The organism is Streptomyces sp. NPDC020845, from assembly GCF_044334165.1.
Classification (GTDB): domain Bacteria; phylum Actinomycetota; class Actinomycetes; order Streptomycetales; family Streptomycetaceae; genus Streptomyces.
The window spans coordinates 16,655-33,965 of sequence record NZ_JBIRSJ010000005.1; the positions used below are offsets into that span (position 1 = coordinate 16,655).

General features: G+C 71.1%; 18 protein-coding genes. 7 read left to right on the top strand and 11 right to left on the bottom strand.

What is annotated here, in order from left to right:
* The first annotated feature begins 225 nt into the window (after window positions 1–225).
* From ACH4U7_RS12985 to ACH4U7_RS12995, 3 genes are all read left to right on the top strand, one after another.
* Window positions 226–1,251 carry a DUF4331 family protein gene (locus tag ACH4U7_RS12985; RefSeq protein WP_398528018.1) on the top strand — a complete coding sequence of 342 codons (1,026 nt, stop codon included), beginning with the start codon at window positions 226–228 and terminating at the stop codon, window positions 1,249–1,251.
* Window positions 1,252–1,347: 96 nt separating this feature from the next.
* Window positions 1,348–2,007 carry a hypothetical protein gene (locus ACH4U7_RS12990; protein WP_398528019.1) on the top strand — a complete coding sequence of 220 codons (660 nt, stop codon included), beginning with the start codon at window positions 1,348–1,350 and terminating at the stop codon, window positions 2,005–2,007.
* The gene (locus ACH4U7_RS12995) at window positions 2,004–3,395 is read left to right on the top strand and encodes a nucleotidyl transferase AbiEii/AbiGii toxin family protein (protein WP_398528020.1); all 1,392 of its coding nucleotides are present in this window, start codon (window positions 2,004–2,006) and stop codon (window positions 3,393–3,395) included. Before ACH4U7_RS12990 ends, ACH4U7_RS12995 begins: the two co-directional genes overlap by 4 nt.
* Window positions 3,396–3,479: 84 nt before the next feature.
* Here the strand turns inward: ACH4U7_RS12995 and mfd are convergent, their stop codons facing one another.
* Window positions 3,480–7,013, bottom strand: coding sequence for a transcription-repair coupling factor (mfd, locus tag ACH4U7_RS13000; RefSeq protein WP_398528021.1), 3,534 nt, complete (start codon window positions 7,011–7,013; stop codon window positions 3,480–3,482).
* Window positions 7,014–7,212: 199 nt separating this feature from the next.
* Between mfd and ACH4U7_RS13005 the strand changes: the two genes are divergently transcribed.
* On the top strand, window positions 7,213–7,692 hold the full coding sequence (locus ACH4U7_RS13005; protein ID WP_398528022.1) for a hypothetical protein: 480 nt from the start codon (window positions 7,213–7,215) through the stop codon (window positions 7,690–7,692).
* Complete coding sequence (locus tag ACH4U7_RS13010) at window positions 7,689–7,844, top strand: hypothetical protein (RefSeq protein ID WP_398528023.1); 156 nt, start codon at window positions 7,689–7,691, stop codon at window positions 7,842–7,844. Before ACH4U7_RS13005 ends, ACH4U7_RS13010 begins: the two co-directional genes overlap by 4 nt.
* Window positions 7,845–7,973: 129 nt before the next feature.
* Here ACH4U7_RS13010 and ACH4U7_RS13015 read toward each other — a convergent pair whose 3' ends face one another.
* The 5 genes from ACH4U7_RS13015 to ACH4U7_RS13035 form a co-directional block, all read right to left on the bottom strand.
* A complete protein-coding gene (locus tag ACH4U7_RS13015; RefSeq protein ID WP_398528024.1) occupies window positions 7,974–8,807 on the bottom strand; it encodes a hypothetical protein in 834 nt (277 codons plus the stop codon).
* Between the two features lie 120 nt (window positions 8,808–8,927).
* Window positions 8,928–9,362, bottom strand: coding sequence for a hypothetical protein (locus tag ACH4U7_RS13020; RefSeq protein WP_398528025.1), 435 nt, complete (start codon window positions 9,360–9,362; stop codon window positions 8,928–8,930).
* 6 nt (window positions 9,363–9,368) lie between these two features.
* Window positions 9,369–10,571 (bottom strand): MFS transporter, encoded by a 1,203-nt coding sequence (locus tag ACH4U7_RS13025; protein ID WP_398528026.1) that lies wholly within the window; start codon window positions 10,569–10,571, stop codon window positions 9,369–9,371.
* A gap of 284 nt (window positions 10,572–10,855) precedes the next feature.
* A complete protein-coding gene (locus tag ACH4U7_RS13030; protein ID WP_398528027.1) occupies window positions 10,856–11,215 on the bottom strand; it encodes a hypothetical protein in 360 nt (119 codons plus the stop codon).
* A gap of 110 nt (window positions 11,216–11,325) precedes the next feature.
* Complete coding sequence (locus tag ACH4U7_RS13035; protein ID WP_398528028.1) at window positions 11,326–11,592, bottom strand: hypothetical protein; 267 nt, start codon at window positions 11,590–11,592, stop codon at window positions 11,326–11,328.
* Here ACH4U7_RS13035 and ACH4U7_RS13040 point away from each other — a divergent pair.
* Window positions 11,570–11,959: a DUF5753 domain-containing protein gene (locus ACH4U7_RS13040; protein WP_398528029.1), complete on the top strand. Its 390-nt coding sequence runs from the start codon at window positions 11,570–11,572 to the stop codon at window positions 11,957–11,959. The genes ACH4U7_RS13035 and ACH4U7_RS13040 overlap by 23 nt on opposite strands.
* A gap of 13 nt (window positions 11,960–11,972) precedes the next feature.
* Window positions 11,973–12,221, top strand: coding sequence for a DUF397 domain-containing protein (locus ACH4U7_RS13045; RefSeq protein ID WP_398528030.1), 249 nt, complete (start codon window positions 11,973–11,975; stop codon window positions 12,219–12,221).
* 252 nt (window positions 12,222–12,473) lie between these two features.
* Here ACH4U7_RS13045 and ACH4U7_RS13050 read toward each other — a convergent pair whose 3' ends face one another.
* Genes ACH4U7_RS13050 through ACH4U7_RS13070 form a run of 5 tightly spaced genes read right to left on the bottom strand, consistent with a single transcriptional unit; the run spans window position 12,474 to window position 17,300 of the window.
* Window positions 12,474–13,349 (bottom strand): phosphogluconate dehydrogenase C-terminal domain-containing protein, encoded by an 876-nt coding sequence (locus ACH4U7_RS13050; RefSeq protein ID WP_398528031.1) that lies wholly within the window; start codon window positions 13,347–13,349, stop codon window positions 12,474–12,476.
* Window positions 13,346–14,173 carry a sugar phosphate isomerase/epimerase family protein gene (locus ACH4U7_RS13055; protein WP_398528032.1) on the bottom strand — a complete coding sequence of 276 codons (828 nt, stop codon included), beginning with the start codon at window positions 14,171–14,173 and terminating at the stop codon, window positions 13,346–13,348. Before ACH4U7_RS13055 ends, ACH4U7_RS13050 begins: the two co-directional genes overlap by 4 nt.
* 1 nt (window position 14,174) lies before the next feature.
* Entirely contained in the window at window positions 14,175–14,972 is a 798-nt protein-coding gene (locus tag ACH4U7_RS13060) for a triose-phosphate isomerase family protein (protein ID WP_398528033.1), read from the bottom strand.
* Entirely contained in the window at window positions 14,972–15,520 is a 549-nt protein-coding gene (locus ACH4U7_RS13065) for a ribose-5-phosphate isomerase (protein ID WP_398528508.1), read from the bottom strand. Before ACH4U7_RS13065 ends, ACH4U7_RS13060 begins: the two co-directional genes overlap by 1 nt.
* 37 nt (window positions 15,521–15,557) lie before the next feature.
* Entirely contained in the window at window positions 15,558–17,300 is a 1,743-nt protein-coding gene (locus ACH4U7_RS13070; RefSeq protein WP_398528034.1) for a dihydroxyacetone kinase family protein, read from the bottom strand.
* Window positions 17,301–17,311: the final 11 nt, after the last annotated feature.

A 17,311-nucleotide genomic window follows, 5' to 3' on the forward strand; every position in this document is an offset into this window, starting at 1 on the left:
AAGCGCAACCGCCGCACGCCACCACTGTGCACAGTGTTCCTCGCCGCACCCGCCGCCCCCGCCTAATGTCCTGTGCAAGCCCCGGGGGACCGTGCCGGCGCCGACCTCACACCCTCCCTGAGGGCCGTACGCATGCCCCCCCTTTACGTACGGCGACCGCCTCGGCACGGCCCTCCGGGCACCCGAACGCGGCGGCCGAGCCCCACGCACAGAACAGGACCGCTGATGAGCCATCACCACGACTCCGAGCTCGCCCGCCAGGACCCGCGGCTCGACATCAGCGACACCTACCTGTTCCGCGGCACCACCGGCACCGTCTTCGTCGTCAACGTCAACCCGCTCTCGGGCGGCGGCGGCTTCCACGACGACGAGAGCCGCTACGAGATCAAGGTGGACACGGACGGCGACGCCGTCGAGGACATCACCTACCGCTTCACCTTCCAGCCCCCGGCCGCCGACGGCAGCCAGCACTGGGAGCTGCGCCGCCTCGACGGCCCGGCCGCCCGCGACCGCTTCGCCGACGGCACCGTGCTGCTCACCGGCACCACCGGCGAGCCCGCGCAGACGCCCGACGGGCTGCGTGCGTGGGCGGGCGCGGCCGGGGATCCGTTCTGGATCGAGGGCACGGTCGTCACGGCCGTGAAGACCGCCATCGCGCAGGGCACGGCGCCCGATCTGGCGGACTTCGACCCGGCCGGCGCCACCAATCTCTTCGCGGGCACCGACGTCCAGGCGATCGTCCTGGAGGTGCCGGACGAAGCCCTCGGCGGCGCCGGAGCGGCCATCGGCTTCTGGGGCTCCACCGTGCTGGCCACCGACGCGGGCGGCTGGCGGCAGATCAACCGCTGTGCGAACCCGCTGCTCAACACGCTCTTCGACCTCGAAGACGCCGAGCAGGACATCGACTTCAACGCCACCGAGCCCGCCGAGGACCAGCGCCGCTACGGGGCCGAGATCCTGCGGGCCGCCGAGCGGGCCGCGGCGGCCGTGGGCGCGGTGCCCGACGCCGCGGCGCACGCCGCCCGCGTACGGGATCTGCTCCTCCCCGACGTGCTGCGTTACGAAGTGGGCAGCGACGCGGTGTTCGCGGTCGACCGGCGCAACGGGCGCGGGCTGACCGACTGCGTACCGGAGGTGATGTTCGAACTGGTGCTCGGCGCGCCCGTCAAGCTGGGGCTGGACGCGAGCTCGGCCACGGGGGTGCCGGGCGACGTCTTCCCCTACCTGTCGGCGGCCGGGGCGCGGCACTGAAGGCCCCGCCCCGGCCGCCGCGGTAGCCGCGACAGCGACAGCCCGGCGCCCGGACACTGATCCTGGACAAGCCGACTGCCTGAGAACATCTCCGGTGTGTTCACGGTCACCGGCGAGTTCGAGATCCATTTGACGGTCCGCCCTGTCACGGGGAGGGCGGACTCCCCTCTCCCGTACCGCGCGCTGGAGCGGTACGCGGCCGAGCGGGCCTGGAAGTTCGCGCATATCGTCCTCGACCGTGGCCGCGTGCCCTCCCAGCCGATGCTGACGCTGCGCACGGACGGCACCCTGCCCGCGGCCCGCTCCGCCGCCGATGCGGCAGCCGCCGGGCTGGCCTGCGCGGGCTTCCCGGTCGTACGGACGAAGGTCGAGGCCGCACCGTGGGCGGCGGGGGTGCCGGTGTCCGACGAGGAGGCCCGGGCGCTCGGCCCGCGCTACTACTTCGAACACCACATCAAGCTGCTCCTGGACACCGCCGAGGCACCGCCCGCCCTCGCCGGGCTCGTCGCCGCCCACACGGCCCACCTCTCCCGCAACGCCCGCCGGGTACGAACCGACGGGCGCGCCGAGCGCTTCGTCACCCAGCGCTGCCGCCTGGTCGGCCGCGATACGGCGGGCCGCCGACTGGAGGCGCTGACCGCTGCCCTGCGCGCGGCGGGCCGCGAAATCCTGTCGATGGAGCGGGAATTCGTCGTGTATGACAGCGACGAGGGCCTGGACGCGGGCTGGATAGCCGAGGAGGAGGCAGCGCGATGACAGAGACAGAGACAGAGGCAGAGTCGGCGTCGGCGTCGGCGTCGGCGTCGTGGACGGGGCTCGGCTGGGGCCCGTGGCCGGAGGACGGCACCATCCCCCAGGAAGAGCTGACCGAGGCGACGGCCGAGCAGATGCGGCTGCCGAAGTCGCTGCGGCCGGTCCTCGGCGAAGGGGTGCTGCAGCGCCCGGTGTTCGACCCGTCGATGGCCCACCACGCGCGGGCGATGCGGGCCGGCGAGCCGCAGTTCGAGGACGCGGAGGCCGGCCGCCGCTGGTACGCCGCCCGCCACCGCGCCACCGACCTCGTCCTGGCCGCCATCGCCGACTCACCGTGGGCCGAGCATCTGGTGCTGCGCGGCAGTGTGCTGCTCAGGGCCTGGTACGGCGAGGCGGCGCGCGAGCCCGGGGACCTGGACTTCGTCGTGGTGCCCGACTCCTGGCAGCTGGAGGACGAGCGTACGGACCGGATGATCGACGGCATCGCGCGCGCCGCCGACCTCCGCGCCCGGCGCGCGGCCGGTCCGGTCCGTATCGACTCCCGGGGCGCGGTCAGCGACGAGATCTGGACGTACGACCGCGTCCCCGGCCGCCGCCTGGTCATACCGTGGCGGGCCACGGAGGACGGCGTGCCGCCGGGCACGGTCCAGCTCGACTTCGTCTTCAACGAGCCGCTGCCCGCGCCCGCGGCCCCCACCTCGATCCCCCGCCGCGCCGACCCGGACGGACCGCCGCAGGGCAGCCCCGAGCCCCCGATCCGGCTCAACGCGGCCACGCCCGAGCTCTCCCTCGCCTGGAAGATCCTGTGGCTGATCACGGATATGCACCCCGAGGGCAAGGACCTGTACGACGCCGTCCTGCTGGCCGAGTCCACCGAGCTGAGCTTCGAGCTGCTGCGCCAGGTCTTCCAGGGCGTCGAGGGCGGGTACTACGAGCGGAATCCGGTGCTCCTGGAGTGGATCGGGAGCGTCGAGGCGGACTGGTTCGAGTTCCAGAAGGACAATCCGCAGATCAAGGGCCTCCGCGGCGCCTACGTCCGCCGCCTGCTCAAGGCCCTCGCCCCCACCTTCGCCGCCCTCGACGACGGCAGCGGTGAGTCCGCCGAATACCTGGAGCGGGCGGCCTGGCTGGCCCAGTGGACGCGGGACTGCCGGCCGCTGCTGGCGGACGTAGGGCTGGACGCGCTCCAGGAGCACCTGGTCGATCGGTATGTGCACGCGAAGAACGCCATCGTGATCACCCGCGAACTGCTCGGCCGCGCCGACTGCGAGATCGTGGACGCGGCCGAGGTCGTGCACGCCTTCCGGTCGTTCAGCCGCAAGGCGTACGACCTGAGCCAGGTCCTCGGCGACCCGGTCGAGGCGTCACGGCAGCTGGCACCGCCGCAGTGATGTTGCGGTGAGTATGAGACACCGACACGCCGTGGTGTCGGCGTGTCGCCGTCTCATACTCACCGCGAACCACAGACGCGGCGCCTACGCCCCCAGGATCGTGGTCAGGAACTCCCCCGTCCACGCCAGCAGATCCCGCCCCACCAGCGGCTTCCCACCGATCCTGGCCGTCGCCGGCCGGGGCACCAGCACCTGCTTGGTGGCGGGCTTGACCACGGACCTCGGGTAGAGCCGCCCCAGCCGCAGCTCCTGCGATTCGCGCAGCTCGACCGGTCCGAAGCGGATGTTGGAACCCTGGAGCGTGATGTCGCCGACCCCGCAGGCCCGCGCCAGCAGCCGCAGCCCAGCGACCAGCAGCAGGTTCTCCACCGGCTCGGGCAGCTTGCCGTAGCGGTCGGTCAGCTCCTCGCGGACGTGGCGGATGTCCTCCTCGTTCGACGCCGAGGCGATGGCCCGGTAGGCCTGGAGCCGCAGCCGCTCCCCCGGCGCGTAGTCGTGCGGGACATGCGCGTCCACCGGCAGCTCGATCTTGACCTCCAGCGGGGCCTCCTCCGGCTCCCCGCCTGCCTCCAGCGAGGCCCGGTAGTCGGCGACGGCCTCGCCCACCATCCGTACGTACAGGTCGAAGCCGACGCCCGCGATATGGCCGGACTGCTCGCCGCCGAGCAGATTGCCCGCGCCGCGGATCTCCAGGTCCTTCATCGCCACATACATGCCCGCGCCCATCTCGGTGTGCTGGGCGATGGTGGCCAGCCGCTCATGGGCGGTCTCGGTCAGGGGCTTCTCCGGCGGGTACAGGAAGTACGCGTAGCCGCGCTCGCGCCCACGGCCGACGCGGCCGCGCAGCTGGTGCAGCTGGGAGAGGCCGAAGTTGTCTCCGCGCTCGACGATCAGCGTATTGGCGTTGGAGATGTCGATACCGGACTCGACGATCGTCGTCGAGACGAGCACGTCGAACTTCTTCTCCCAGAAGTCGACGACGACCTGCTCCAGCACCGTCTCCGACATCTGGCCGTGGGCGGTGGCGATCCGCGCCTCGGGGACGATCTCGCGCAGCCGCGCCGCCGCCCGGTCGATGGACTCGACCCGGTTGTGGATGTAGAAGACCTGGCCCTCGCGCAGCAGCTCACGCCGGATGGCGGCGCCGATCTGCTTCTCCTCGTACGGGCCGACGAAGGTGAGCACCGGATGGCGCTCCTCCGGCGGGGTGGTGATCGTGGACATCTCACGGATGCCGGTGACCGCCATCTCCAGGGTGCGCGGAATGGGGGTGGCGGACATGGTCAGCACGTCCACATTCGCCCGGAGCTTCTTCAGCTGCTCCTTGTGCTCGACGCCGAAGCGCTGCTCCTCGTCCACGATGACCAGGCCCAGGTCCTTGAACTTGGTCTCGGAGGAGAAGAGGCGATGGGTGCCGATGACGATGTCGACCGCGCCGTCCCGCAGCCCCTCCAGGACCGCCTTCGCCTCCGTGTCCGTCTGGAAGCGGGACAGCGCCTTGACGACCACGGGGAACTGGCCGTAACGCTCCGTGAACGTGCCGAAGTGCTGCTGCACCAGCAGCGTCGTCGGCACCAGCACGGCGACCTGCTTGCCGTCCTGCACCGCCTTGAACGCCGCCCGCACCGCGATCTCGGTCTTGCCGTAGCCGACGTCGCCGCAGATCAGCCGGTCCATCGGAACCGACTTCTCCATGTCCTCCTTGACCTCGCCGATGGTCGTCAGCTGGTCCGGGGTCTCCGCGTACGGGAAGGCGTCCTCCAGCTCGCGCTGCCAGGGGGTGTCCGCGCCGAAGGCGTGGCCGGGCGCGGCCATACGGGCCGAGTAGAGCTTGATCAGGTCGGCCGCGATCTCCTTGACGGCCTTCTTCGCCCGCGCCTTGGTCTTGGTCCAGTCCGCCCCGCCGAGCCGGTGCAGGCTCGGGGCCTCGCCGCCCACGTACTTGGTGATCTGCTCCAGCTGGTCCGTCGGCACGAACAGCCGGTCGCCGGGCTGGCCCCGCTTGGCGGGCGCGTACTCCACGACCAGGTACTCGCGGGTGGCGCCCTGGACGGTGCGCTGCACCATCTCGATGTAGCGGCCGACACCGTGCTGCTCATGGACGATGAAATCGCCCGCCTGAAGGCTCAGCGGATCGATCGTCTTGCGCCGCCGGGCCGGCATCCGGGCGCCGTCCTTGCCCGCCGCCTTCTGCCCGGACAGGTCCGTCTCGGTCAGCACGGCCAGCTTGAGGCCGGGGTCCACAAAGCCGTACTCGATCGAACCGCAGGCCACATGCACCACGGACGGCTTGATCTCGGCGAGATCCCCGTCCAGCCGCGCCGCGATCCCCTCGCCGCCCAGCACCTCGACCGTACGGGAGGCCGGGCCATGGGCCTCGGTCACATACACCGTGTGCCAGCCCTCGGCCAGCCACCCCTTGGTGTCGGCGAGCGCGCGGGCGGTGTCGCCCCGGTAGGTCTCGGGCGCGCGCATGCCCAGCTTGAGCGTGTCCTCCTCGACGTCCTCGTCGGCCGCGAACGGGCTCACCGACCACCACATCATGCCCAGCTCACGCGCCCGGTCGCGGACGTCGGCGATGCCCCACAGCGAGGCCGCGCCCACATCGATCGGCGCCTCCCCGCCACCCGCCGTAGCCGCCCAGGACGCCTGCAGAAACTCCTGGCTCGTCGCCACCAGGTCCGCGGCCCTCGTCCGCACCCGCTCCGGGTCGCAGACCACAGCCATGCTGCCCGCCGGCAGTACGTCCAGCAGCAGCTCCATGTCGTCCACGAGCACGGGCGCCAGCGACTCCATGCCCTCGACCGCGATCCCCTCCGCGATCTTGCCCAGCAGCTCACCCAGCTCCGGGTGGTCCTCGGCCAGCGCCGCGGCCCGCCGCCGCACCTCCTCCGTCAGCAGCAGCTCACGGCAGGGCGGGGCCCACAGCCCGTGCTCGGCGACCTCCAGGGATCTCTGGTCGGCGACCTTGAAATACCGGATCTCCTCGACATCGTCGCCCCAGAACTCGATCCGGAGCGGATGCTCCTCGGTCGGCGGAAAAACGTCCAGGATCCCGCCGCGCACCGCGAACTCGCCGCGCTTCTCGACCAGCTCCACTCGCGCGTACGCGGCGGCCGCCAGCCCGCCTGTGATCTCCTCCAGATCGGCGCTCTGCCCCGACCGCAGACTCACAGGCTCCAGGTCCCCCAACCCCTTGACCTGCGGCTGCAACACCGACCGCACCGGCGCGACCACCACCGACACGGGACCTGCCGCCGGATCGTCCTTGCTGGGGTGCGCCAGCCGCCGCAGCACGGCCAGCCGCCGGCCGACCGTGTCCGACCGCGGCGACAGCCGCTCATGCGGCAGCGTCTCCCACGACGGGTACTCCACCACCCCGTCCGGCGGCAGCAGCGACCGCAACGCGGCGGCCAGATCCTCGGCCTCCCGCCCCGTGGCCGTCACCGCCAGCACCGGCCGCGCGGCGGACCGCGCCAGCGCGGCAACGGCAAAGGGCCGGGCGGCCGGCGGGCCGACCAGATCGACATGGTGCCGCCCGCCGTTCGCGGCGGCCTGAACCGCCTCGGCGAGCGCGGGGTCCCGTACGACGGCGTCGAGCAGACCGGTAAGGCTCATAAGGGGCTATTCCATCCCGGAGGCGAACAACGCGAATGGCCCGACACGTCTCACGGGCCGGGGGTCTTCCAGAGTACGGCCCCCCGCCGACAACGTCCGCCGGGTCCCGTCACCGCCGGGACGGCTCTGCGCCCCTCGTTCGAGTGAAGGCGGGAGCAGGTCATGGCGAGGCGAGAAGTTTCGAAGTACTTTCAAACTCATGCCCAACGAGAACGCCGCCATCAACTTCTCCGAGCTGGTGAACAAGAACAAGCAGACGCTTGCCCGGCTCAAGGAATCACCCCGGCTGCTCCTTCACCGAAGAGACGGGGAGGACCTCGTCCTCACCACAGCGGCACGGGCCGAGCAGGACCAGACCGTGGTGTCGGCCGCCACCCGCATGCTCACCGCGATGGCACACAGGGAGCCCGGCAGCATGGAGCTGCTGCTGGACATACTGCCGGAAGCCTTCCCCTGGGTCCGCTTCCTGCCCGAGCCCGACCTACACGCCTTCGCCGTCGAACTGGTCGACACCATGCGGGCCGCCGACTCGGTCGGCAACAGTGCGTCCGTGGCCCAGTTGCTCGTCGCCTGGCAGCACACCGCCGAGGTCCATTCCGACCCGGAGTTGCTGGCCGCACTGACCAGGGACCACGGCGAGGACTACGGCCCGGCACCGGACCCGAGGGACATCGCGTGAGCGCGGGGCGGGGGGACCGGGCGGCACCGCCGGCGCCGGAAGGCCACTGGGAGGTCCGCTTCGCGGACGCGGCCTCGGCGAAGGGCTGGGAGAGCCTCGCCCAGCGCGCGAGTCCCTTGGCCCAGCCCAGCGGCAGCACCTCCGTGGCGTGAGCAAAGGGCCGACCGCCGCCCTACTCGCCCCCACCACCGAACATCGCCGCCGCTTCCCGGCCCTTCGCCTGGTTCTCGGCGACATACGGCCACAGCTCCGCCTCGTACGCGGCGAACGCGGCCACATGGTCACCGCCCGCCCGGCCCAGCTGCCGGGCCAGCGCCCGTGCGCCGATCAGCGCCTGCGAGGTGCCCATACTGCTGGTGGGCGCGGCGCAGTATCCGGCGTCGCCGACGAGCGCGACCCGGCCGCGCGACCCGGCCGCGCGACCAGCGGTCGAGGTGGACCTGGCAGGTCGAGGCGAAGTAGAAGTCGTCGGCGTCGGCCATCGCCTCCAGCAGCCGGGGCGCCTCCCAGCCACGCCCGGCGAACGCGGCCCGCACCGCCCGCTCCTGCTCGTCCCGGCCGCGCCGGTCCAGTGCGAGTGAGTCGGTGGCGAAGGAGAGGCTGGCGGTGAGCCGGTCCGGATCGCCCGCGCTGAACACGTAGATCGCCGTGCCCTCCGCGTGCTGCAACAGCCCACTGCGGTCGAGACCGAGGTAGTTGTCGGCGGTGAATCCGGCACCCGACATGCCCAGGTGCCGCACCGCCTCGGCGTGCGGGCCGAAGGTCAGCCGCCGCACCTTCGAATACACCCCGTCCGCCCCGAAGACCAGGTCGAACTCGCGGGCCCGGCCGCGCTCGAACTCGACCGCGACGCCAGACTCGTGCTCGGTCAGCGTGGTGATCGAGTCGTCGAAGACGTACTCGATGTCCTTCGCGGTGATCTCGTGCAGGATCCGGGTCAGCTCCCGCTTCGGCACTTCGAGCTCACCGGCGAACGCTTCGGCGGGCAGCTGCCCGACCTCGGCGCCCGTCCCGTCCACCAGGGCGGTGCCGCGCATCCTCGTGTCGTGCGCGCGGACCTTGTCGAGGATGCCCAGCTCCTCCAGCGCATCGAACGCCGCGCCACGGAAGTCCACCGCGTACCCGCTGTCCCTTCGCCGAGCTTCGCGCCCTCGCCGCCAAGCTCTGACGCCATCGGCGGATACCCGCGGGCGGCGGATCGCCCCCCCACACACACAGCCCCAGGCCGACGCCCCCTACTCTTCGACGGGTTGGCTCGTCAGGCGGTATTGGCTCGTCAGACGGTAGACGTCCTGCGAATCCGGCAGCACCTGCCCCTCGGCGTCAGCGGCCACACCGCCACCCCTCGGATCCTCCGGCTCCCCCACCCAGAACTGCACCGCTTCCCACGCGGAGAAGCCGGCGTCCCACGCCTCCTTCAAGCGCCTTCTCCACGCCCCTCGGGCCTCCCAACCGGCAACCCCCATGCCCCACCTGGGATAGAAGCTCGCCGCGTCCGTCGACTCCGAGGCCCAGAGGTAGCCGATCAATTGGCCGCGCAGGGTGACCGGGAAGCAGTGGACGGGCGCTTGGGAGACACCCCGGAACTCGGTCCGCTCAAGGGTGAACGGGCTGAGGTCACCGAACTCCGTGGGACGGCCCGTCCACGGCTCGTACCGATAGTCCGACATCTCCTCCTACTTCCCGTGGATCAGGTGAGAACGCCAAGCGACCAGCACCATCAAAGCAGCGGTCACGCCACCGAACGTCATGACCGTCGAAGGGGAGGACAGATCGACGATGACGCCTCCGGCCAATGCCCCGAACGAAATCGTGGCCTGGAAGGACGCCGTGAACATCACGGATGACGCCTCCGGCGCATGGGGCGCCGCCTTGGCGAACCACGTTTGGGAGCAGACCGGGACGGCGCCGTAGGCCATTCCCCAGATCACCAGGAGGGCGACCGCCCCGGCACGCGATTGGCCGAGCACCGGCAGAAGCAGGGTCGCGGTGGAAATCATCGCCGCCGCGACCGCGAATGTGGCGCGCGGACAGCGCGCCGCTCGGGATCCGGCCACGAAGTTGCCGATGATTCCGGCGGCTCCGTAGATGAACAGGGAAACGGTGATGAGACCGGGACTCGCTCCGGTGACCTGCTCCAGGAATGGATTGATGTAGGTGTACGCGCCGAAGTGCGCGAGCACGATGAGAAAAGTCATGACGAGTGCGAAGCGTGTGCCGACACTGCGGAGCATGCCCCCGAGCACGCTCAGACGGGTGGCCTGCTCGGGCGGGAGCGGCGGAAGCACCATGAGCAGCGCGAGGAAGACGGCGACGGCCAGAACTCCCATGACCACGAACGCCATTCGCCAGCTGGTGGCGTCTCCGATGAAGGTCCCCAGCGGAACGCCGAGCACCGACCCCAGCGGCACCGCCGAGAAAATGACCGCCGTCGCCCGCCCCACCGAATCGGCCGGTACCAGACGGCTCGCCAGCCCTGCCCCGATGGACCAGAAACCGCCGATGGTGATCCCCACCATCACCCTGGAGATGAGCACGAGCCAATAGCCGGAGGCCGCCGCGGCGAGAAAGTTGGCCACGGCCAGCAGGAGAATGAAGGCACACAGCATCAGCCGGCGGTCGATGCGTGCCGTGGCCGCGGTGACCAGAGGGGCGGAGAGTGCGGCCAGGAATCCGGGCATGGTCATCATCAGCCCGGCCATTCCGTCCGAGACGGTGAAGCTCGAGCCGATGGATGTCAGCAGGCCGATGGGCAGGATTTCCGTGGTGACGATGGAGAATATCCCCATCATCACCGAGACCACCGCCAGCCATGACGTCACGGCTGAGCGACTCGTAGATTCAGCGCTTCGGGCAGAGGACACGGTAGCCGTGGGCATAAGTTTCCGCTCTGTGTCGGGCGTTCCATAAGCTGTGCGACCACCAGCTCACCAAGGACGCCGACCAGATACTGGCGGGATTGCGACACCAACCGTCACTCGGACGATGATGGCGTTTTCTCGCCATTGATTCGTCCCTTACGTTTCGTTCATGAGCCCCCACGAAGTGGCGCACGCCTTCACCGCGGTCGACCGCGAGGTCGGGCGGGCCCTGCGCGACGAAGGCGAGATTCGGCGTCTCGCCGATGACATGGTGGGCGTCTGGGTTGTACTCCCAGCCCCAGTCAGCCATCAACAACCTGCGCGCGTGCAGCCTGCATGATCCCCCGGATCTCATCCACGGCCGCCTGCCACTTTGGATCCTCTTTGTCGAGCGTCTGGGCGGCCCGCTCAGCGGCGTGCAGACGCCGGGCCACGTCGGGAAACCGCTCGACCTCGATCACTGTGGCCCACTTGAGCTGGAACATTGCGATCGGCCCGAAGGTGTTGGATTGGGTGGCCATCGTGAAGACCGTGTCCCGTTCGGGAGTCATCTCCGCCAGGCGGGAGGGCGCGACCTGCGCGAGCGCGGCCCGCAATGCAGGGAAGGTCTTCTCAGGTCTGGGGATCAGCGCCCCACCATCGTGAACCGGCTGCGCGCTCATGCGCCCTCTGCCCTCCAAGGGTGCCCCGACCACCGTATGGCAAGCGAGGGGCGGATGAGCCCCTGGCTCGGTTCCTCCGCGCCAGGGGCCGGTAGATCCGTTCGACGCCGTCACGCGGCCTCGGCCTGCGCGAACGCCGCACCGGTCCCCGGAGCGAGCCACACCAGCCGGGCGGAGACGCCCTTGCGTCGCCCGTAGTGCCACACCGCGCGCTCCGGCGAACCGAGCGACATCGTCACCGCCCCGCCCACACCGATCACATGCGCGCTGCCGTCCTCGTACGCAATGCCCCAGGCAGCGACATGGCCGTCCGCGTGCTCCGTCTCCAGGTCGCACTCCTGGACCACGGCGAACATGCGGGGTGCGGTGTCGAGCACGAGTGCGCACACCTCCTGGTCGAAATCGAACGGCGCGGTGGTGGGTTTTTTTTGGGGGGGGAGTCCGGGCGTCGCCCGCGCACAGCTTGATTACCTGCTGACGATGAGCGAACGGGAACACATCACCGTGCTGGTGGTCCCCTTCGGAGCGGGCGCCTTCCCCAGCTCGGGGCAGGGAATCATCTACTGCTGCGGAGATGTCCCGCGCCTGGACACCGTGCAGCTTGATACGGACCACGGCTCCGAGTTCCTGGACACTCAACCTCAACTCACCTGGTACCGCAGCACGCTGGACCGGCTGGAAGCCCTCGCGTTGAAGCCCGCGCAGTCACGCGACATGATTCGCCGCATCGCACAGGGCATCTAGCGCAGGAACGTCTGTGTCCACGTACAACTGGCGGAAGTCGTCCTACATCGGCAATGCAGGCAACTGCGTCAACGTCGCCGCCGACCGCGACGGCACGGTCCGCATACGCGAGAGCGACACGCCGGACGTAAAACTCGCCGCCAGCTCAGCCACGTTCGGGGCCTTCATACGCGCCGTCAAGGCAGACGCCTTCGGCGGCTCGCCGCAGACTGAGCCAGCAGGCCCCCGGACACCCCACCCCTTGAAAAAACGCTTGACCTGAAGCAAGCATTTTTAAAAGAGGTGGGGGGCGAGCCCCCGGCGGCACCACCACACATCCGCCCCCACCACACACCCCCACCACACACCCCCACCACACACCAAACCCGCACCGCGCACCGGACCGGGCCGCCCACCCCGCCTCTCGCCGGCCGCAGTGCGCCGAAGGCGCGAGACGGCGGGGCAGACGGCGGGGCCGAATGCCGCCCAACAGCGCCAGCCCGTCGCGCCCCACGACGGCCGGAGGCAGCCGCGCTCACGCCGCGCGGCGGATCTCCTTGATCTTGAGCATGCGCGTGATGACCTTGTCGAGCTCGTCGTCCTGGAAGACCTTCTTCCAGTCGTCACGGACGATCGACTCACGCCCGTAGTCCATCGCGATCAGGCACGCGTCGGAGAACGGGTTGTCGCCCTTGAGCGTGTTGGCGAGGGCGACCTGGGTGTGGCCCAGCAGCATCGCGCGGGCGGCGGGCTCCGGGACGCCCACCGTGTGGACGGTCTCGTGCAGCGCCTCCGTCAGCAGCGCGCCGACCATGCAGGCGATGGTCTCGACGAGGGTGGGTTCGAGCACCGCCAGCTGCTTGACGGTGACCCAGTGGACGTCCACGACAGGCGCGTACATGGTGCGGATGACGGCCTCGGTCAGCTCGCGGGCCGCCGCGTCCTCGGACTCGAACGCGGCGACGACCTCCTGGGGCGCGGCGACGCCGCCGAAGGTGTCGGCCCACTCTTCCTTGGTGGTGCGCTCCAGGAAGACCGAGGGGTGGCAGGGGTGCGCGCAGGCGTTGGAGACGTCGTCGCGGCGGGCGAGCAGGCCGGCGTAGGCGGCGGCCGGGTCGAGGGTGAGGACGACCGAACCGGGCTTCATCACCGGCACCAGCGCCTCGGACACCGCGCCGAGGACGCGGTCGGGGACAGCGAGGATGACGACGTCCGCCTCGGCGGCGGCCTTGTCGGAGTCGATGATCTCGCGGCCGAGCTCGGCCAGGATCTCCTGGCCCTTGGGGGAGTTCTCGCTGAACAGAACGCGGAAGTCGCTCTTTTCGAGGTTCGCCGAGACGCGCAGGCCCATCTTTCCGGCGGCGCCGATGACGGCGACGGTCTTGGGCTCGTGGGCGGTGGGGGTGGTCATGAGGCGCTCCTCATCAGGGCATCAGGGTGCATCAGGGTGTTCAAGGTGGTGACGCTGTGCTTGGTCCACGCGTCTTCGAGCCGGGCGGTCTCCTCGAAACCGCCCTGCCAGGGGAGCCAGTGCTCCACGATCTGGTTGACGCCCCGCTCCTCGGGGCGGACCGCGCCGACCATGTGGCCGTAGTCGAGCAGGCCCTCACCCAGCGGGCAGCCGGCGAAGGTGAAGCCGACCCAGCCGTCGCGGCGGGTGAAGGAGAAGTCCTTGACGTGGATGTTGACCACGTACGGGGCGGTGCGGTCGATGACGTCGGCGGGCCGCTCCAGGCGGGCCACGCTGTTGCCGGGGTCGAGGCAGACGCCGAGGTGCGGGCTGTCGACGCCGGTGACGACGGCCAGCAGGTCGTCCGTGGAGACCTGTTCGTATGTCTCCAGGCCCAGCGTCACCCCGCGCTCGGCGTACCCGGGCAGCGCCTCGCGCAGCAGGGCGATGGCCTCGTCCACGGTCGGCCGGTGGTCGTTGGTGTTGAGCATGGAGCGGACGAAGGTCGCGCCCAGCTTGTCCGCCAGGTCGAGGTAGCGGAGCAGATGCGCCGGGCGGACCCCGCGGGTGCCGAGCTCCAGTTGGATGCCCAGTTCCCGGGCGAGGGCGCGGAGGTCCGCCAACTCGGCGTCTTCAAACGTCTCGATCAGCGGGTAGTCGCAGATCTGGAAGACGCCGACGCCCAGTTCGCGGGTGCGGTGCAGCATGTCCGGCAGCGTCAGACGCTGGGGCGCCTTGCCGGAGATCTGCCAGAAGAAGGCGTAGGTACTCAGGCCGAGGGCCATCTCACACACCCCCCGTGACAGGCGTGCCGTGCAGGGCCATCGCCTCGTCCAGGATCTGTTCGAACGCCGCCGGGTCGTGCGCGAAGCGGCCCAGGAAGAGCCCGCCGACCTCGCGGCCGAGCCGGGTGAGCAGCCCCGGCCCCGCGCTGCCGCCGTACACGACGCGGCTTCCGGCCAGCGGCCCCCGCCCGTCGAGCCACGCGGACAGCGCGGCGCAGACCGCGCGGATGTGCTCGGGCGAGGCCGGTTCGGGCGCGCCGATGGCCCACTGGGGCTCGTACGCCACGACCAGCGGGCCGAGCACCCCGGCCCGCTCAGCGTCCGCGAGGGCGGACTCCACCTCGGCGACGCAGCGGGCGGCGGCCTGCGCCGCGTCGGTGCGCTCGGGTTCGCCGACGCACAGTACGGGCGTGAGGCCGTTGCGCAGCGCGGCGGCGGTCTTCGCGGCCACGACCGCCTCGTCCTCGTGGAAGAGGCGGCGCCGTTCGGCGTGTCCCACCTCGGCGTAGCCGCAGCCGATCTCCTTGAGCTGGGCGCCGCTGACCTCGCCGGTGTACGGCCCGGCGTCATGGGCGCCCAGGTCCTGGGCGCCGACCCGCACCCCGGTGCCGGCCAGCAGGCCGGAGACCGGGACGAGGGTGGGGAAGGAGGGGAGGACGAACACCTCGGCCAGGCCGCCGGTGACGGCCGGGTGCCGGTCGGCGATGTCCGCGATGCGACGGCACCAGTTGAGCGTTTCGTGGTGGCCGAAGTACATCTTGAGGCTGACGCCGATGGTGACGGAGGCGGGGCGGGGCATCAGGCGGCCGTGCCTTCTTCCTCGTACGCGCCTTCTTCAGCTGTGCCTTCTTCAGCTGTGCCTTCTTCAGCTGTGCCTTCTTCAGCTGTGCCTTCTTCATACGAGCACATCAGCTCGACCTTGGCCGCCGAGGCCGAGGAGGTGTCGAAGCGGTAGGTGAGCCATTCGCGCACCAGGCGCCGGGCCAGCTCCAGGCCGACGACGCGCTGGCCGAAGGTGAGGACCTGGGCGTTGTTGCTGAGGATGGCGCGCTCGACGGAGAAGCTGTCGTGGGCGGTGACCGCCCGGATGCCCTTGACCTTGTTGGCGGCGATGGCCACGCCCAGGCCCGTGCCGCACACCAGCAGCGCGCGGTCGGCCTTGCCCGCCGCGACCAGTTCGGCGGCGGCGATGGCGACCTTGGGGTAGGCGGTGTGACCGTCGGCGCCCACGCCCACGTCCTGGACCGACTCGACCAGCTCGCTGGCCTCCAGGTCCTTCTTCAGCACCTCCTTGTAGTCGTAGCCGGCGTCGTCGGAGCCGACGACGATACGGAGCTTGTCGTTGATCTCAGCCATCTCAGCCATCTCAGCTTTCTCAGCCTTCTCAATCGTTCTTCGCAGCGAGTACGCCGTGCACGGCGCGGGCGATCAGGGCCAGGGACACCGCACCGGCGTCCGGGGTGCCCAGGGACTTCTCCGCGTGCGGGCGGGCGCGGCCCAGGCGCGGGAGGAGTTCGGCGGTGGCCTTGGCGGCGGCCTCGGCTGCGGTGGCCGCGGCGTCCCAGGCGGCGGCGAGGGGCTGCCCCTCGGCCACGGCCTCGCCGAGCGCGCCGGCCAGCGGGACCAGCACGTCGACCATCGTCTTGTCGCCGACCTCCGCCTTGCCGAGCCGCATCACGCCGTCGGCGGCGGCGGCCACACCGGTGGCGACGGCGGCCGCATCGGGCCGGTCGGCGTCGCCGAGGGCGGTGCCGACCTGGCGCAGGATGACGCCCCACAGGGCGCCGGAGGTGCCGCCGGCCCGGTCGGCCCAGGCATCGGCGGCGTGGCACAGCAGGGTGCCGGCGCCCGCGCCGAGGCCCAGGGCGCGGCGTCCGGCCTCGTACGCGGCCTCGGCGCCGCGCCGCATGCCGATGCCGTGGTCGCCGTCGCCCGCGACCGCGTCGATGCGGCCGAGCTCGTCGGCGTGCTCGGCGACGGTCCGTACGACGGCGGCCAGCGCGTCCAGCGCCGTACGGGCCGCCGCGCGCGACTCCTCGCTCGCGGCGGGGACGGTGATCTGCTCGGGCTGTTCCTCAGGACGCTCGGAGCTGATGTCCGCGGTCGGGCCCAGCGCCCCCTTGCGGTACGCGGGCGCGTCGGCCGGGGCCGTCCACAGCGGCTCCAGTTCCTCGGTGAGCCAGAAGAGGGTGAGCGAGACGCCCGCCATGTCGAAGCTGGTGACGAGCTCGCCGACCTCCGGGTCGACGGCCACCACGCCCGCCTCGTCCAGCAGCCGGGCCACCCTGCGGTAGACCACGAACAGCTCTTCGTACTTGACCGCGCCGAGCCCGTTGAGGATCACGCCCGCGCGCAGTCCGCGCGGGGTGTCCATACCCTCGGGGCTCTCCGGCAGTTCGGCCAGCAGCGTGGAGACCAGCAGCTCGGCCGCCTCGTCGGCGGTGGGCACCGCGGCCTCGGACAGACCGGGCTCGCCGTGGATGCCCAGGCCCACCGCCATCCGGCCCTCGGGGACGGTGAACAGCGGGGCGTCGGCGCCGGGCAGGGTGCAGCCGGAGAAGGCGATGCCGAACGAGCGGGTGCGGGCATTGGCCAGCCGGGCGAGGCGTACGACCTCGTCGAGGGGCAGACCCGCCTCGGCCGCCGCGGCGGCGGTCTTGAACACCGCGAGGTCCCCGGCGACCCCGCGGCGCTTGGCGGACTCTTCAGCCGGGGCGCTGGAGATGTCGTCGGTGACGACGACCGTCCGGCAGTCGATGCCCTCGGCGTTCAGCCGCTCCTCGGCCTGTCCGAAGTGCAGCACGTCACCGGCGTAATTGCCGAAGGTCAGCAGCACCCCCGCGCCGCCGTGCGCGGCCTTCGCGACCTGGTGGACCTGCTGGGCCGAGGGCGAGGCGAAGACGTTGCCGACCGCCGCGCCGTGGGCCAGGCCCCGGCCGACCAGGCCGGAGAAGGCCGGGTAGTGGCCGGAGCCGCCGCCGATGACGACCGCCACCTGGCCCGGGGCCGTGGGGGTGGCGCGGACGACACCGCCGGGGACGCGCCGCACCCATCTGCGGTGGGCGGCGACGAAGCCCTCCAGGGCCTCGTCCGCGAAGGCGGCGGGGGTGTTGAACAGTCGAGTCATGGCAGGCGGCC

Excerpts from the sequence above, each read along its gene's own strand:
- ACH4U7_RS12985 (WP_398528018.1), top strand. The coding sequence starts at position 226 with ATGAGCCATCACCACGACTCCGAGCTCGCCCGCCAGGACCCGCGGCTC.
- ACH4U7_RS12995 (WP_398528020.1), top strand. The coding sequence starts at position 2,004 with ATGACAGAGACAGAGACAGAGGCAGAGTCGGCGTCGGCGTCGGCGTCG.
- mfd (WP_398528021.1), bottom strand. The coding sequence starts at position 7,013 with ATGAGCCTTACCGGTCTGCTCGACGCCGTCGTACGGGACCCCGCGCTC.
- ACH4U7_RS13005 (WP_398528022.1), top strand. The coding sequence starts at position 7,213 with ATGCCCAACGAGAACGCCGCCATCAACTTCTCCGAGCTGGTGAACAAG.
- ACH4U7_RS13020 (WP_398528025.1), bottom strand. The coding sequence starts at position 9,362 with ATGTCGGACTATCGGTACGAGCCGTGGACGGGCCGTCCCACGGAGTTC.
- ACH4U7_RS13025 (WP_398528026.1), bottom strand. The coding sequence starts at position 10,571 with ATGCCCACGGCTACCGTGTCCTCTGCCCGAAGCGCTGAATCTACGAGT.
- ACH4U7_RS13030 (WP_398528027.1), bottom strand. The coding sequence starts at position 11,215 with ATGAGCGCGCAGCCGGTTCACGATGGTGGGGCGCTGATCCCCAGACCT.
- ACH4U7_RS13040 (WP_398528029.1), top strand. The coding sequence starts at position 11,570 with ATGCGGGGTGCGGTGTCGAGCACGAGTGCGCACACCTCCTGGTCGAAA.
- ACH4U7_RS13050 (WP_398528031.1), bottom strand. The coding sequence starts at position 13,349 with ATGACCACCCCCACCGCCCACGAGCCCAAGACCGTCGCCGTCATCGGC.
- ACH4U7_RS13055 (WP_398528032.1), bottom strand. The coding sequence starts at position 14,173 with ATGGCCCTCGGCCTGAGTACCTACGCCTTCTTCTGGCAGATCTCCGGC.
- ACH4U7_RS13060 (WP_398528033.1), bottom strand. The coding sequence starts at position 14,972 with ATGCCCCGCCCCGCCTCCGTCACCATCGGCGTCAGCCTCAAGATGTAC.
- ACH4U7_RS13070 (WP_398528034.1), bottom strand. The coding sequence starts at position 17,300 with ATGACTCGACTGTTCAACACCCCCGCCGCCTTCGCGGACGAGGCCCTG.